General features: G+C 50.8%; 11 protein-coding genes. 6 read left to right on the top strand and 5 right to left on the bottom strand.

The features are described 5' to 3' along the window. Positions 1 to 165: 165 nt before the first annotated feature. Positions 166 to 1,629: a beta-barrel assembly-enhancing protease gene (gene bepA / locus NNO02_RS02465; protein ID WP_271454137.1), complete on the top strand. Its 1,464-nt coding sequence runs from the start codon at positions 166 to 168 to the stop codon at positions 1,627 to 1,629. A 94-nt stretch (positions 1,630 to 1,723) separates the two neighbouring features. Then, entirely contained in the window at positions 1,724 to 2,083 is a 360-nt protein-coding gene (gene arsC / locus NNO02_RS02460) for an arsenate reductase (glutaredoxin) (protein ID WP_137384773.1), read from the top strand. Positions 2,084 to 2,116: 33 nt separating this feature from the next. Here the strand turns inward: arsC and NNO02_RS02455 are convergent, their stop codons facing one another. The 4 genes from NNO02_RS02455 to NNO02_RS02440 form a co-directional block, all read right to left on the bottom strand. Continuing rightward, entirely contained in the window at positions 2,117 to 2,818 is a 702-nt protein-coding gene (locus tag NNO02_RS02455) for a DnaA inactivator Hda (RefSeq protein ID WP_211924219.1), read from the bottom strand. 95 nt (positions 2,819 to 2,913) lie between these two features. Continuing rightward, positions 2,914 to 4,203: a uracil permease gene (gene uraA / locus NNO02_RS02450; RefSeq protein ID WP_003835107.1), complete on the bottom strand. Its 1,290-nt coding sequence runs from the start codon at positions 4,201 to 4,203 to the stop codon at positions 2,914 to 2,916. Between the two features lie 96 nt (positions 4,204 to 4,299). Continuing rightward, positions 4,300 to 4,926, bottom strand: a complete 627-nt coding sequence (upp, locus tag NNO02_RS02445; RefSeq protein ID WP_003835110.1) for a uracil phosphoribosyltransferase — start codon at positions 4,924 to 4,926, stop codon at positions 4,300 to 4,302. 183 nt (positions 4,927 to 5,109) lie between these two features. Next, complete coding sequence (locus NNO02_RS02440; RefSeq protein WP_271454136.1) at positions 5,110 to 6,540, bottom strand: 6-phospho-beta-glucosidase; 1,431 nt, start codon at positions 6,538 to 6,540, stop codon at positions 5,110 to 5,112. Between the two features lie 294 nt (positions 6,541 to 6,834). Here NNO02_RS02440 and purM point away from each other — a divergent pair, with 294 nt between their 5' ends. The 4 genes from purM (at position 6,835) to ppx (ending at position 12,312) form a co-directional block, all read left to right on the top strand. Further along, on the top strand, positions 6,835 to 7,872 hold the full coding sequence (gene purM / locus NNO02_RS02435; protein ID WP_271440153.1) for a phosphoribosylformylglycinamidine cyclo-ligase: 1,038 nt from the start codon (positions 6,835 to 6,837) through the stop codon (positions 7,870 to 7,872). After that, complete coding sequence (gene purN / locus NNO02_RS02430; protein WP_271440152.1) at positions 7,869 to 8,510, top strand: phosphoribosylglycinamide formyltransferase; 642 nt, start codon at positions 7,869 to 7,871, stop codon at positions 8,508 to 8,510. The genes purM and purN overlap by 4 nt, the downstream gene beginning before the upstream one ends. A 189-nt stretch (positions 8,511 to 8,699) precedes the next feature. Beyond that, a complete protein-coding gene (gene ppk1, locus NNO02_RS02425; protein ID WP_202038075.1) occupies positions 8,700 to 10,766 on the top strand; it encodes a polyphosphate kinase 1 in 2,067 nt (688 codons plus the stop codon). 4 nt (positions 10,767 to 10,770) lie between these two features. After that, complete coding sequence (gene ppx, locus NNO02_RS02420) at positions 10,771 to 12,312, top strand: exopolyphosphatase (protein ID WP_271454135.1); 1,542 nt, start codon at positions 10,771 to 10,773, stop codon at positions 12,310 to 12,312. Here ppx and NNO02_RS02415 read toward each other — a convergent pair. Next, positions 12,292 to 14,541 (bottom strand): bifunctional diguanylate cyclase/phosphodiesterase, encoded by a 2,250-nt coding sequence (locus tag NNO02_RS02415; RefSeq protein WP_271454162.1) that lies wholly within the window; start codon positions 14,539 to 14,541, stop codon positions 12,292 to 12,294. The two genes, ppx and NNO02_RS02415, sit on opposite strands and share 21 nt — an antisense overlap. Between the last annotated feature and the right edge of the window lie 7 nt (positions 14,542 to 14,548).

Genomic DNA, 14,548 nt, shown 5'->3' with positions numbered 1-14,548 from the left:
AAAAGACTTCGCTTTTTATGACTGATTACGCAAAGTGAAAAGACATTTTTCCTGGGTGTTCATCGTCAGGTTTCGCAGTTACACTCGCTAAGCTTGCGGAGTGTGAACGATACTTCGCGGCATTGGTCAAATGGCTATCTCAAAAAAGAATACAGGACAGAGGTTATGTTCAGGCAGTTGAAAAAAAACCTGGTTGCTACCCTCATTGCTGCACTGACCGTCGGTCAGGTCGCGCCCGCATTTGCTGACACTGCGGATACCCTACCTGATATGGGAACCTCGGCAGGGAGTACGCTTTCTATTGGACAAGAAATGCAGATGGGCGATTATTACGTTCGCCAACTGCGCGGTAGTGCGCCGTTAATTAACGATCCGCTGCTCACCCAATATATTAATGCTCTGGGGATGCGCCTGGTTTCGCATGCAGACTCCGTAAAAACACCCTTCACTTTCTTTTTAATTAACAACGATGAAATAAACGCCTTCGCTTTTTTTGGCGGCAACGTGGTATTGCACTCAGCACTGTTCCGCTATTCCGATAACGAAAGCCAACTGGCGTCGGTAATGGCGCACGAAATTTCTCACGTCACGCAGCGCCACCTGGCGCGAGCGATGGAAGATCAGAAACGTAGCGCACCGCTGACATGGGTCGGCGCATTAGGTTCGATTTTATTAGCGATGGCCAGCCCGCAGGCAGGTATGGCGGCGCTAACCGGTACGCTGGCGGGTACTCGCCAGGGGATGATTAGCTTTACTCAGCAGAACGAACAGGAAGCAGACCGCATCGGTATTCAGGTGCTGCAACGTTCAGGATTCGATCCCCAGGCCATGCCAACATTCCTGGAGAAACTGCTCGATCAGGCCCGTTACTCTACACGTCCCCCGGAAATTCTTCTGACTCACCCCCTGCCAGAAAGCCGTCTGGCAGATGCGCGTAACCGCGCCAACCAGATGCGCCCGGTCGTCGTGCAATCTTCAGAAGATTTCTATTTGGCCAAAGCGCGCACCCTGGGCATGTACAATTCAGGCCGCAACCAGTTAACCAGCGATCTACTGGATAACTGGTCAAAAGGCAACGTGCGCGAACAGCGCGCTGCGCAGTACGGTCGGGCGCTGCAAGCGATGGAAGCCAGTAAATACGACGAAGCACGTAAAGCGCTTCAGCCGCTGCTCGCGGCAGATCCGAATAATGCATGGTATCTTGACCTGGCAACAGATATCGATCTCGGTCAGAAGAAAACCAGCGATGCCATTAATCGCCTGAAAAACGCTCGCGATCTGCGCGTGAATCCCGTATTGCAACTCAACCTGGCAAATGCGTATTTGCAGGGGGGACAAGCTAAAGAGGCTGCCACCATCCTGAATCGCTATACGTTTAACCATAAAGATGACACTAACGGCTGGGATCTGTTGGCGCAAACGGAAGCGAACCTGAATAACCGCGATCAGGAGCTGGCCGCGCGTGCTGAAGGGTATGCGCTGGCGGGCCGTCTTGATCAGGCGATCTCGATGCTCAGCAATGCCAGTGCTCAGGTGAAACTCGGCAGCCAGCAGCAGGCCAGATACGATGCCCGTATCGACCAGCTGCGCCAACTGCAAGAGCGCTTTAAACCGTACTCGAAGATGTAACCATTGAATACTTGCCGGATGGCGGCGCTGTTGCGTCTTATCCGGCCTGCGGCAGGCACATTTGGTCGGCCGAATCGTCATGCAAGGAGAAGTCATGTCAGACGCGATTAAAATTTACCATAACCCACGCTGCTCAAAGAGCCGTGAAACGCTGGAATTGCTAAAGTCTAACGGTGTAGAGCCAGAAGTCGTGCTCTATCTGGAAACCCCGGCTGATGCAGCGACACTGCGTGAATTGCTAAAGATGCTGGGAATGTCCAGCGCGCGTGAACTGATGCGTCAGAAAGAAGATCTCTACAAATCGCTCAACCTGGCGGACAGCAGTTTGAGTGAAGATGCGCTGATTCAGGCGATGGTCGAAAACCCGAAGCTGATGGAGCGCCCGATTGTGGTAGCGAAAGGTCAGGCCCGGATTGGTCGCCCACCTGAGCAAGTGCTGGAAATCGTCGGCTAATCTTAAGACTGCCGCAGTTTTTCGGCTGCGGCACTACAGCTTCAAAATTTCTTTTACGAAGGGAATCGTCAGCTTGCGCTGAGCGGTGATCGAAGCATGGTCCAGTTGATCCAGCGTCATAAACAGCGTACGCATTTCTCGATCCAGACGCTTAAGCAGAAAACGTCCTACATCTTCAGGCAGTTCGAACCCACGTAATCTGGCACGTAATTGCAAAGCCTGTAGCTTGTCTTCATCGGAAAGCGGCTGAAGCTTGTAGATTTGCCCCCAGTCCAGACGTGAGGCGAGATCCGGCAGCCCCAGATTCAGCTGTCTCGGCGGGCGATCGCCGGTGATCAGCAGGCGGGTTTTCCCTGATTCCAGGATGCGGTTGTAGAGATCAAAGATCGCCATTTCCCAAAGAGAATCGCCGGCGACACACTCGATATTATCGATGCATACCAGCGACAGATGCTCCATTCCGTCAAGCACCTCGGGTACGAACCAGGTTCGTTTATCGAGCGGCACATACCCTACCGCATCACCGCGTGCAGACAGTTCTGCACAGGCTGCATGCAGCAAATGACTACGGCCTGCGCCTTCACGCGACCAAAGATAAATGTACCCGCTATGTTCCTGACGCAGCACGTTTTGCAGTGCAGCCAGTAAAGAGGAGTTATCCCCCGGCCAGAAACTTGCGAAGGTTTCATCGTCAGGAAGATAAAGTGGCAGAGAGAGCTGTGCCGGTGTGTTCAGAGATACCTCAACCCAGGATTTCATAAAATCGAGATGAGTTTAACACAGAAATACGTCGTGATAGAACCGGGCAGCAGTGCTGCCCGGTCAGAGACTTACTGTTGCGGGCTATCCGCATCCTTAGCATCAAGGACGACTTCTTCCGGACGCAGCAGACTGATGACTTTGAAAATCAGGCTCAGGCAAACGCCGACGATGGTCGCCAGCGCCATACCTTTCAGTTCCGCAGCACCAATGTGAACCTTCGCGCCACTTACGCCGATGATCAAAATAACAGACGTCAGAATCAGGTTTTGCGCCTTGTTATAATCGACTTTTGATTCGATTAACACGCGAATACCGGAAGCGCCGATGACGCCGTACAGCAGCAACGATACACCGCCCATGACCGGCAGCGGGATAATCTGGATTGCCGCCGCCAGTTTACCCACACAGGAGAGCAGAATGGCGAAAATCGCCGCACCGCCGATAACCCAGGTACTGTATACGCGAGTAATCGCCATAACACCGATATTTTCACCGTAGGTAGTATTAGGCGTCGAACCAAAGAAGCCGGAGATCACCGTCGACAGGCCGTTGGCAAACATCGAGCGGTGCAGGCCAGGGTCACGAATCAGATCTTTTTTCACAATGTTGGCCGTGACGACCAGGTGGCCTACGTGCTCGGCGATAACGACTAATGCCGCAGGCAGGATGGTCAGAATCGCAACCCACTCAAAGCGCGGTGTGTAGAACGTTGGCAGAGCAAACCAGTGCGCTTGCGCAATGGGTGTGGTGTCCACAACGCCCATCACAAAGGAAAGCGCGTAACCGGCCAGTACACCAATCAAAATCGGGATAATCGCCATAAAACCGCGGAACAGCACAGAGCCAAATACCGTTACGGCCAGCGTCACCATTGAGATGATGATGGTTTTCGAGTCTGGTAATTGCCCTTCAGCAGGCAACAATCCCGCCATGCCCGCAGCAACACCCGCCAGCTCCAGACCGATGACGGCAACGATTGCGCCCATCGCAGCAGGCGGGAACATCACATCCAGCCAGCCGGTGCCAGCTTTCTTCACGATGAAAGAAACCAGGCAGAACAGAACACCGCACATAATAAAACCGCCCAGCGCCACTTCATACCCTAACGGCAGCAGCAACAGTACCGGGGAGATAAACGCAAAGCTGGAACCCAGATAGGCTGGAATTTTACCTTTACAAATGAAGAGATACAGCAACGTACCAATGCCGTTAAACAGCAGGACGGTAGCCGGGTTGATATGAAACAGGACTGGCACCAGTACCGTTGCACCAAACATGGCGAACAGGTGCTGCAAACTAAGCGGGATTGTCTGTAAAAGCGGCGGTCTTTCACTCACCCCGATAGCACGGCGCGTCATAGTGTTTTCCTCTGAGTATTGTGTGTTAGTAGCGATTGGGTTGTTTTATTCAAAAAAAAGCCGACTCTTAAAGTCGGCTTCTTTTTATTTATTCATTTACTTGGTACCAAAAATCTTATCGCCGGCATCGCCGAGTCCCGGAATAATGTATCCATGCTCGTTCAGCCCCTGGTCGATAGATGCGGTGTACAGCTCAACATCCGGGTGTGCTTTTTCCAGTGCTGCGATACCTTCTGGTGCCGCAACCAGGACCAGTACTTTAATGCTGGTGCAGCCTGCATTCTTCAGCAGGTCGATGGTCGCGATAACGGAACCACCGGTTGCCAGCATCGGGTCAACGATCAGCGCCATGCGCTCATCGATGTTAGAAACCAGTTTCTGGAAATACGGAACCGGCTCCAGCGTCTCTTCGTTACGGTACATCCCCACCACGCTGATACGCGCGCTCGGAACGTTCTCCAGTACGCCTTCCATCATACCCAGTCCCGCACGCAGGATGGGGACTACGGTGATTTTTTTGCCTTTGATTTGGTCTACTTCAACCGGGCCGTTCCAACCTTCAATGGTCACCTTTTCGGTTTCCAGACCTGCAGTTGCTTCATAAGTCAGCAGACTGCCAACTTCCGAGGCGAGTTCACGAAAGCGTTTAGTGCTGATGTCGTTTTCACGCATCAGTCCCAGCTTGTGTTTGACGAGTGGGTGTTTGACTTCCACGATCTTCATACTCTTCTCCTTTCCTCAGACGAGTGGCAACCACAAAAAAAATCGCCGGATTATACCGCTTTTCGTCTCTGGCGCAACACTGGATACGCTTGATATGGATCAACCAAAGTCATTTGCGTCTGGAAGATGAGTATAAAACAAGCCCCGCAATATGGGCGGGGCTTAATATCAATGCACTGAATTTTATAGAAATTCAGCGTTGCTCCGGATGATATTTTGATACCATGAAAAAGATTTCTTAGGAGAGCGTGCTAATGTCCCACTGCCGTCATTATTTTTGTCGACATAAATAAATCCGTAGCGTTTTTTCATTTCGCCGGTTCCCGCTGACACTAAATCAATACAGCCCCATGGCGTGTAGCCCATAAGATCCACACCATCTTCCACCACCGCTTTTTTCATCTCACGAATATGGGCTGCCAGGTAGTCGATGCGGTACTGATCGTTTACCGTGCCGTCACTTTCCTGTACGTCAATCGCGCCAAACCCGTTTTCAACAATAAACAGCGGGAGCTGATAATGATCCCAGAACCAGTTCAGCGAATAGCGCAGACCAACGGGATCAATCTGCCAGCCCCAGTCTGATTTCTGCACATACGGATTGGGCACCAGGCTTTTCGATTCGTCGTAATCCAGCTGCGGGTTATCTGCCGTTGCCTGCGTCGCGAAGGACATATAGTAGCTAAAGCCGATATAGTCGACGCAGCCCTGAGCCAGTATTCGTCGGTCTTCTTCGGTAATATCGAGTTTGAAGCCGCGGCGCGCAAAGTAGTTCAACAGATGCTGCGGATACTTGCCCCGAGCGTGAACGTCGGTAAACCAATATCGACGGTGCATCGCGTTCATCGCCATCATTATATCGTCTGGCGCACAGGTCAGTGGGTAAACAGGACACATAGCGATCATGCACCCAACTTGCAATGCCGGGTTGATTTCGCGTGCAACCTTTACTGCCAGCGCACTCGCCACCAGTTCATAGTGCGCCGCCTGGTACATGACCGGTTCGCGGTCTTCACCCGGCTGATACTTAAGGCCGGAGTTGGTAAACGGAGCGAAATCTTCGTGGAAGTTAGCCTGGTTGTTGATTTCATTGAACGTCATCCAGTACTTCACTTTATGCTGGTAGCGGGTGAAAACCACCCCGGCAAAACGGACAAAGAAATCGATCAGCTTACGATTGCGCCAGCCACCGTATTCCGTCACCAGGTGATAAGGCATCTCGAAATGCGACAGTGTAATCACCGGTTCGATGCCATACTTCAGGCATTCATCAAAGAGATCGTCGTAGAATTGCAATCCGGCTTCATTGGGCTGTGCTTCATCGCCTTGCGGGAAAATACGCGTCCATGCAATAGAGGTACGAAAACACTTAAATCCCATTTCAGCAAACAGCTTAATATCATCCTGATAGCGATGATAAAAATCGATGGCCTCGTGGTTAGGGTAATTTTTACCTGCAATCACGCCGTCGGTAATTTCACGCGCTACCCCATGGGCCCCAGCCGTCATCACATCGGCAACGCTAATCCCTTTACCGCCCTCCTGCCAGCCGCCTTCCAGTTGATGAGCGGCCACAGCACCGCCCCACATAAAATCTGCTTTAAACCCAGGCATACGTTTCCCCTATCATGATTGCACTGTTCAAACGCACCTGATGTGGTACGTAACAGAAAACAGAAACCGGTTTCAGTACGATACTGTGCATTCAGCAGGCAGGTTTCAAGCACAAGACTGAACCCGGTTTCATTTTCGTGGCTCAGTTCAAACAAATAGATAAATGACTGTAAAATGCTGAAATACTCAGCAGATAAAAGTCACTGTAAAGCAGGCTCGCAAACGTTTGCTTTCCCTGTTAGAATTGCGCCGAATTTAATTGCTACCGCAAGTTAACGCGTGGGGACCCAAGCAGTGACCGATAAAACCTCTCTTAGCTACAAAGATGCCGGTGTTGATATTGACGCGGGTAATGCTCTGGTTGATCGAATCAAAGGCGTAGTAAAGAAAACTCGTCGCCCGGAAGTAATGGGTGGTCTGGGTGGCTTCGGTGCGCTGTGCGCATTGCCGCAAAAATATCGTGAACCGGTACTGGTTTCCGGCACAGATGGCGTAGGGACAAAACTGCGTCTGGCAATGGATCTGAAACGCCACGATACCATCGGCATTGATCTGGTGGCGATGTGTGTGAACGACCTCGTGGTTCAGGGCGCTGAACCGCTGTTTTTCCTCGACTACTATGCAACGGGTAAACTGGATGTGGACACCGCAGCCAGCGTAATCAACGGCATTGCCGAAGGTTGCCTGCAGTCTGGCTGTGCGCTGGTCGGTGGGGAAACAGCTGAAATGCCGGGGATGTATCACGGTGAAGATTATGACGTGGCAGGTTTCTGCGTTGGCGTCGTCGAAAAATCAGAAATTATCGACGGTTCAAAAGTGGCTGATGGCGATGTGCTGATTGCGCTCGGCTCCAGTGGCCCGCACTCTAACGGCTACTCCCTGGTACGTAAAATTGTTGAAGTCAGCGGTTGCGACCCAGAAACCACCGAGCTTGAAGGCAAGCCGCTGGCGGACCATTTACTGGCGCCAACACGCATTTATGTGAAATCCATTCTGGAACTGATCGAGAAGGTTGATGTGCATGCTATCGCACACCTGACCGGCGGTGGTTTCTGGGAAAATATTCCGCGCGTACTGCCAGACAATACTCAGGCCGTCATCGATGAATCCTCATGGCAGTGGCCAGCCGTCTTCAACTGGCTGCAAACTGCGGGTAACGTCAGTCAGCACGAGATGTATCGCACCTTCAACTGTGGGGTCGGCATGGTCATTGCCCTACCGGAATCCGAAGTAGAAAGTGCACTCGCGCTGCTGAAGGCAAAAGGTGAAAACGCCTGGAAAATCGGTATCATCAAAGCGTCTGATTCCGAACAGCGTGTGGTCATTGAATGAAAAACATTGTGGTGCTCATTTCCGGCAACGGAAGCAATTTGCAGGCAATAATCGATGCCTGCAAACAGAAAAAAATCAGTGGCACCCTACGTGCAGTATTCAGCAACAAGGCCGATGCGTTCGGCCTTGTTCGCGCGCGAGAGGAAAATATTCCGGCACATTCCCTGGAAGCAAGCCACTTTGCCAGCCGCGAAGCATTCGACCGCCAGCTGATTCAGGAAATTGATGCCTATGCGCCAGATGTCGTCGTGCTGGCCGGCTATATGCGCATCCTCAGCCCGGCGTTTGTCGCTCACTATTCTGAACGACTGCTGAACATCCATCCCTCTTTATTACCCAAGTATCCAGGCCTACATACCCATCGTCAGGTACTGGAAAATGGGGATGAAGAACACGGAACTTCAGTCCATTTCGTCACCGATGAACTGGACGGCGGACCGGTTATTCTCCAGGCCAAGGTGCCGGTATTTGCAGGTGATAGCGAGGATGATATTACTGCCCGGGTTCAGGCGCAGGAACATGCTATTTATCCGCTGGTCGTCAGCTGGTTTACCGACGGTCGCCTGAAGATGCGCGATAACGCCGCATGGCTGGATGGCAATCGTCTGCCACCCCATGGTTATGCGGCAGACGAATAATCGGCTCATCAATCTGTAAAGCCGGATGGCGGCATAAATGCCTTATCCGGCCTACGCGTTATTCTCCCCTTTCTCTTCGCTATCAGACGGTTTATTGTCATATTTTTCTGGCACAGTTGGACATCTGAGAGCAATGCTCGCCATAATAAATCGGTAGTGTCCCGTGAATGAAACGGAGTAAAAGTGGTAATGGGTCAGGAAAAGCTATATATCGAGAAAGAACTCAGCTGGTTGGCGTTCAACGAACGCGTGCTCCAGGAGGCAGCTGATAAATCAAACCCGTTGATCGAACGGATGCGTTTCTTAGGCATCTATTCCAATAACCTTGACGAGTTTTACAAGGTGCGTTTTGCCGAACTGAAGCGCCGTATCATTATTAGCGAAGAACAGGGTTCTAACTCTCATTCCCGCCATTTGTTAGGCAAAATCCAGGCCCGCGTATTAAAAGCCGATCAGGAATTTGACGGCCTGTACAACGAATTACTGCTGGAGATGGCACGCAACCAGATCTTCTTGATCAACGAACGCCAGTTGTCAGTAAATCAACAGAGCTGGTTACGCCACTACTTCAAGCAATATCTGCGTCAGCACATTACGCCAATCCTGATTAACCGCGAGACGGATTTAGTCCAGTTTTTAAAAGACGATTACACTTATCTGGCCGTGGAAATTATCCGCGGAGATACGATTCGTTACGCTTTGCTGGAAATTCCATCCGATAAGGTTCCTCGCTTTGTGAATTTGCCGCCGGAAACCCCGCGCCGTCGCAAACCGATGATCCTGCTGGACAACATTTTACGTTATTGCCTTGATGACATTTTTAAAGGGTTCTTTGATTACGATGCGCTGAATGCCTATTCGATGAAAATGACCCGCGATGCCGAGTACGATTTGGTGCATGAGATGGAATCGAGCCTGATGGAGCTCATGTCCTCCAGCCTGAAACAACGTCTGACCGCAGAGCCTGTACGTTTTGTTTATCAGCGCGATATGCCCAATGCGCTGGTTGAAGTACTGCGTGAAAAACTGACGATCTCTCGCTACGACTCCATTGTCCCCGGCGGGCGTTATCATAACTTCAAAGACTTTATTAATTTTCCCAACGTTGGCAAAGCTAACCTGGTGAACAAACCCCTGCCGCGTCTGCGCCATATCTGGTTCGATAACGAGAAGTTTCGCAACGGCTTTGATGCCGTACGAGAACGCGATGTGTTGCTTTATTATCCGTATCACACCTTTGAACACGTTCTTGAACTGCTGCGTCAGGCCTCATTTGACCCGAGCGTGCTGGCGATAAAAATTAACATCTACCGTGTGGCGAAAGATTCGCGCATCATCGACTCGATGATCCATGCCGCGCATAACGGTAAAAAAGTAACCGTAGTGGTGGAACTGCAGGCGCGCTTCGATGAAGAGGCCAATATTCATTGGGCTAAGCGCCTTACCGAAGCGGGGGTTCACGTCATCTTCTCCGCACCAGGGCTGAAAATTCACGCCAAGCTGTTCCTGATTTCGCGCAAAGAAGGCGATGAAGTCGTGCGCTATGCACATATCGGCACCGGGAACTTCAACGAAAAAACAGCGCGTCTGTATACCGACTACTCGCTGCTGACTGCCGATTCGCGCATTACCAACGAAGTCCGCCGGGTGTTTAACTTCATCGAAAACCCATATCGCCCGGTAACGTTCGATTATCTGCTGGTTTCACCGCAGAACTCACGGCGCCTGCTGTACAGCATGATCGACAAAGAGATCGCTAATGCACAGCAAGGGCTGCCTTCTGGCATTACTCTGAAGCTGAATAATCTGGTCGATAAAGGGCTGGTTGACCGCCTGTATGCGGCTTCAGGTTCAGGTGTCCCCGTTAATTTATTGATCCGCGGTATGTGCTCACTGATCCCGAATCTGGAAGGCATCAGTGACAATATTCGCGTTATCAGCATTGTTGACCGCTATCTCGAACACGACCGGGTCTATATCTTCGAGAACGGGGGCGATAAGCAGGTGTATCTCTCCTCTGCTGACTGGATGACAAGAAACATTGATTATCGTATCGAAGTTGCCACACCGCTTCTTGACCCGCGTCTTAAGCAGCGCGTGCTGGATATTATCGATATCCTGTTCAGCGACACGGTGAAAGCCCGCTTTATTGATAAAGAACTGAGTAATCGCTACGTACCGCGCGGAAACCGCCGTAAGGTTCAGTCACAATTAGCGATTTACGACTACATCAAATCACTCGAGCAACCTGACTAACTCTATGCCAATACACGACAAGTCTCCACGACCGCAGGAATTTGCTGCGGTCGACCTTGGTTCAAACAGTTTCCATATGGTCATTGCCCGCGTGGTTGATGGCGCAATGCAAATTATCGGGCGACTGAAACAACGCGTACATCTGGCGGACGGCCTTGGCGCGGACAACAAGCTAAGCGAAGAAGCGATGGAACGCGGCTTAAGCTGTTTGTCACTTTTCGCTGAACGTCTGCAGGGATTTCCTCCCTCCAGCGTCTGCATCGTGGGAACCCATACTTTGCGCCAGGCGCTAAATGCGACCGATTTTCTTAAGCGAGCAGAAAAGGTCATCCCCTACCCGATCGAAATAATTTCCGGTAACGAAGAAGCCCGACTGATTTTTATGGGCGTGGAGCATACGCAGCCAGAAAAAGGCCGTAAGCTGGTTATCGACATCGGTGGTGGTTCGACAGAGCTGGTGATCGGTGAAGATTTCGAGCCTAAACTGGTCGAAAGTCGCCGTATGGGTTGCGTCAGTTTTGCCCAGATGTACTTTCCGGGTGGAGCGATCAGCCGGGAAAATTTCCAGCGCGCCCGTATGGCGGCAGCGCAAAAGCTGGAAACGCTCACCTGGCAGTTTCGAATTCAGGGCTGGAACGTTGCACTGGGAGCTTCAGGCACCATCAAAGCCGCGCATGAAGTGCTACTGGAAATGGGGGAGAAAGATGGATTTATCACCCCTGAACGTCTGGACAAGCTGACAACTGAAGTCCTGAAGCATGCTTCCTTTGAGGCACTCAGCATGCCGGGGCTGTCAGAAGAACGAAAGGCGGTTTTTGTTCCCGGTCTGGCGATACTGTGCGGTGTTTTTGATGCCCTCGCTATTCGTGAACTCCGACTCTCCGATGGCGCGCTGCGTGAAGGCGTACTGTATGAGATGGAAGGCCGTTTTCGCCACCAGGATGTTCGTAGCCGTACCGCCAGCAGTCTGGCAAACCAGTACAATATCGACAGCGAACAAGCCCGACGTGTACTGGAAACGACCATGCAAATGTACGATCAGTGGCATGAGCAGCAACCTAAACTGGCAAACCCGCAACTGGAAGCGTTGCTCCGGTGGGCGGCGATGCTGCATGAAGTCGGGCTGAACATCAACCACAGCGGACTGCATCGCCACTCGGCTTATATTTTGCAAAACAGCGACCTGCCAGGTTTCAACCAGGAGCAACAGCTGATGATGGCGACCCTGGTTCGCTATCATCGTAAAGCGGTTAAGCTGGATGATTTGCCCCGCTTTACGCTGTTCAAGAAAAAGCAGTTCCTGCCGCTAATTCAGCTGTTGCGACTTGGGGTATTGCTCAACAACCAGCGCCAGGCAACCACTACGCCACCGACGCTCACGTTGATTACCGACGATAACCACTGGACGCTACGCTTCCCGCACGACTGGTTTAGCCAGAACGCGCTGGTGTTGCTCGATCTGGAAAAAGAGCAGCAATACTGGGAGGCCGTCACAGGCTGGCGCCTGAAAATTGAGGAAGAAAACTCACCCGATATCGCTGCGTGAGTGATCGGCAGGTGCCAGCGTGACTGGCACCTGTTCTTCCAGAGTTTTATGCAGCGGCCGCGGCTCACCAATCAGATAGCCCTGCAAATAATCAATCCCCAGAGAAATCACCGCACTACGTATTTCTTCGCTTTCAACATACTCCGCGACCACCAACATTTTTTTCATCCGCGCCAGGTGGCAAATCGAGGCCACGATTTGGTAGTCGAGACTATTTGAGACAATGTTACGGATAAAGCTTCCGTCAATCTTCAGGATGTCAGCGCTCACATTTTTCAACCGTGCATAGCTGGCATAGCCGGTACCAAAATCATCGATCGCAATCTGACAGCCCAGAACTTGCAATTGCAGCAATGTTGCCTGCGCCTGTTCCGCATTGGTTAACGCATTGCTCTCTGTAACCTCAAAGATCAATTGCCATGCTTCAACCTGATACTTCGCCAACAACTGGCTGATTTCGTGAGGAAATTTGGCTCGACATACGGACGTGGGTGATAAATTGATCGCAAAACGATGAGCGGGCATTTTCTCCCGATTCTGCGCCATAAATTTCAGCGTATTTTCAATGACCCACAGATCAATGCTGGATGACAACCCAAACTCATGGGCTACCGGTAAGAAATTATCAGGAGCAATCGTTTCACCTTCATCGCCCTGAAGGCGCAACAGGATTTCATGATAAACATCGCCCCGCACGCCAAAAATCGGCTGTGCCATCAGGAAGAAGCGATCATGCTCCAGCGCCTGCTGCAAACGGTTCATCATCGCCACTTTATCTTTCAGATCCCGCTGCAGGTGCATTACGCCACGTCGCTGCAAATTCTCCGGCATATTGGTTGCCAGCGAGAGCTCGGCGATAGTGCTTAACTCCCCTAGCAACAGATAGATGTGGTTAACGGGTGAGCGAACATAGCAAAAACTGATCCCAACCTGCGGTTGTAGGGGCATACCATCCCAGACAAAACGAAACTGCCTGATATGTTTGTCCAGCGCTTCAATACGCTGCTGATGTGACTCAGTATTAAAACGCAGAATTAAATCATTACCGGATAATTGAAAAACATATTCGTCTTGTTCCAGCAACGGCGCTATCCAATGAGAAAGTTTTTGCTTGTACTGGATACGCAGCATAATACCGTAGTTTTTCACCAACAGTTCCATGCCCGGAATACGCAGAAAACAGAGCACTGACCATGGCGCTTTTTTCAACGTTCGGTTCAATGCCCGCAGATTTGGCAAATGCACCATCGGATCAAAATATGCCAGACGATGTGTGCGTCGGGTGACAAATCGCTGACGCGTTGCCAGCACGGCAATGTAATTTACGATGAAAGAAAAAACGAGGTAACTCGAAGAGGTAATTGCAAGTTGTGTATCGTAACCCGAATACCAGGGCATATAGCGCTGATAATAATGAATGGCAGTTATCAACACGACTGTCCATATCATTGAAATAAATCGGTAACCGTAACGCATTGCGCCCCATAACATGACGGGCAGTAACAGAGACAAGGTATAATTTGTGCTGAATATCGAACTCTGTTCATTTAACGGCATACACAGCAGAGCCATCAATAAAGTCAATATTATCAACCAGACAGCAAACTCTGTTCGCGTTACTTTGGTGTCAAACTGCTGCTTTAATTGCGAAAAATAGCCCCGTATATGCAGCGGATTACGAATGGTTCGGATTATAAAATAGCACAGAGGAATACCAACAAGGTTCCCGACCAGCATAGCCTGGTAGTTGATCAACGTTCCTGTATTAAAGGGCATAACGCCCACCATGCCTGATTTGCTCTCGTATACGCCAACAAACGCAGCAAACTGAAAGAGGAGCAGGAATAGCGTTGCCGGACAGAAAACCTGCCAAAATATTCGCTGAAACATCAGATGGGAGTCGCCATGCGCCACGTTGTTTCGCCGGGGAGCAAAAACTTTATATCCACCCCAACTAAGCACCATTGTAACTATAAAGTGCGTAATAATTGACAGCGTTTCAAATAACCCAACCTGCGGATATTTGTACCAACCGATGGCAATGATTATTCCTGGCAGTGCCGCCCAACTAAAAAACAACATCAGGCTAATCGTCAGCGCTAAAGGCAGGTAGAAAAGGATGACAGTACCGGTACTAATATGTGCGTAGGTATTGGCAGTGCTCAATAACGGCAACAGTAAAGATGGTAAGATGAGGGGTAGCGCCCACCATTTATCTCTAATACTTATATAGTTT

It is taken from the genome of Citrobacter sp. Awk 2, assembly GCF_028069815.1.
Classification (GTDB): domain Bacteria; phylum Pseudomonadota; class Gammaproteobacteria; order Enterobacterales; family Enterobacteriaceae; genus Citrobacter.
Note: the sequence above shows the minus strand (reverse complement) of the source record. Positions and strands in the feature narration are given on the sequence as shown.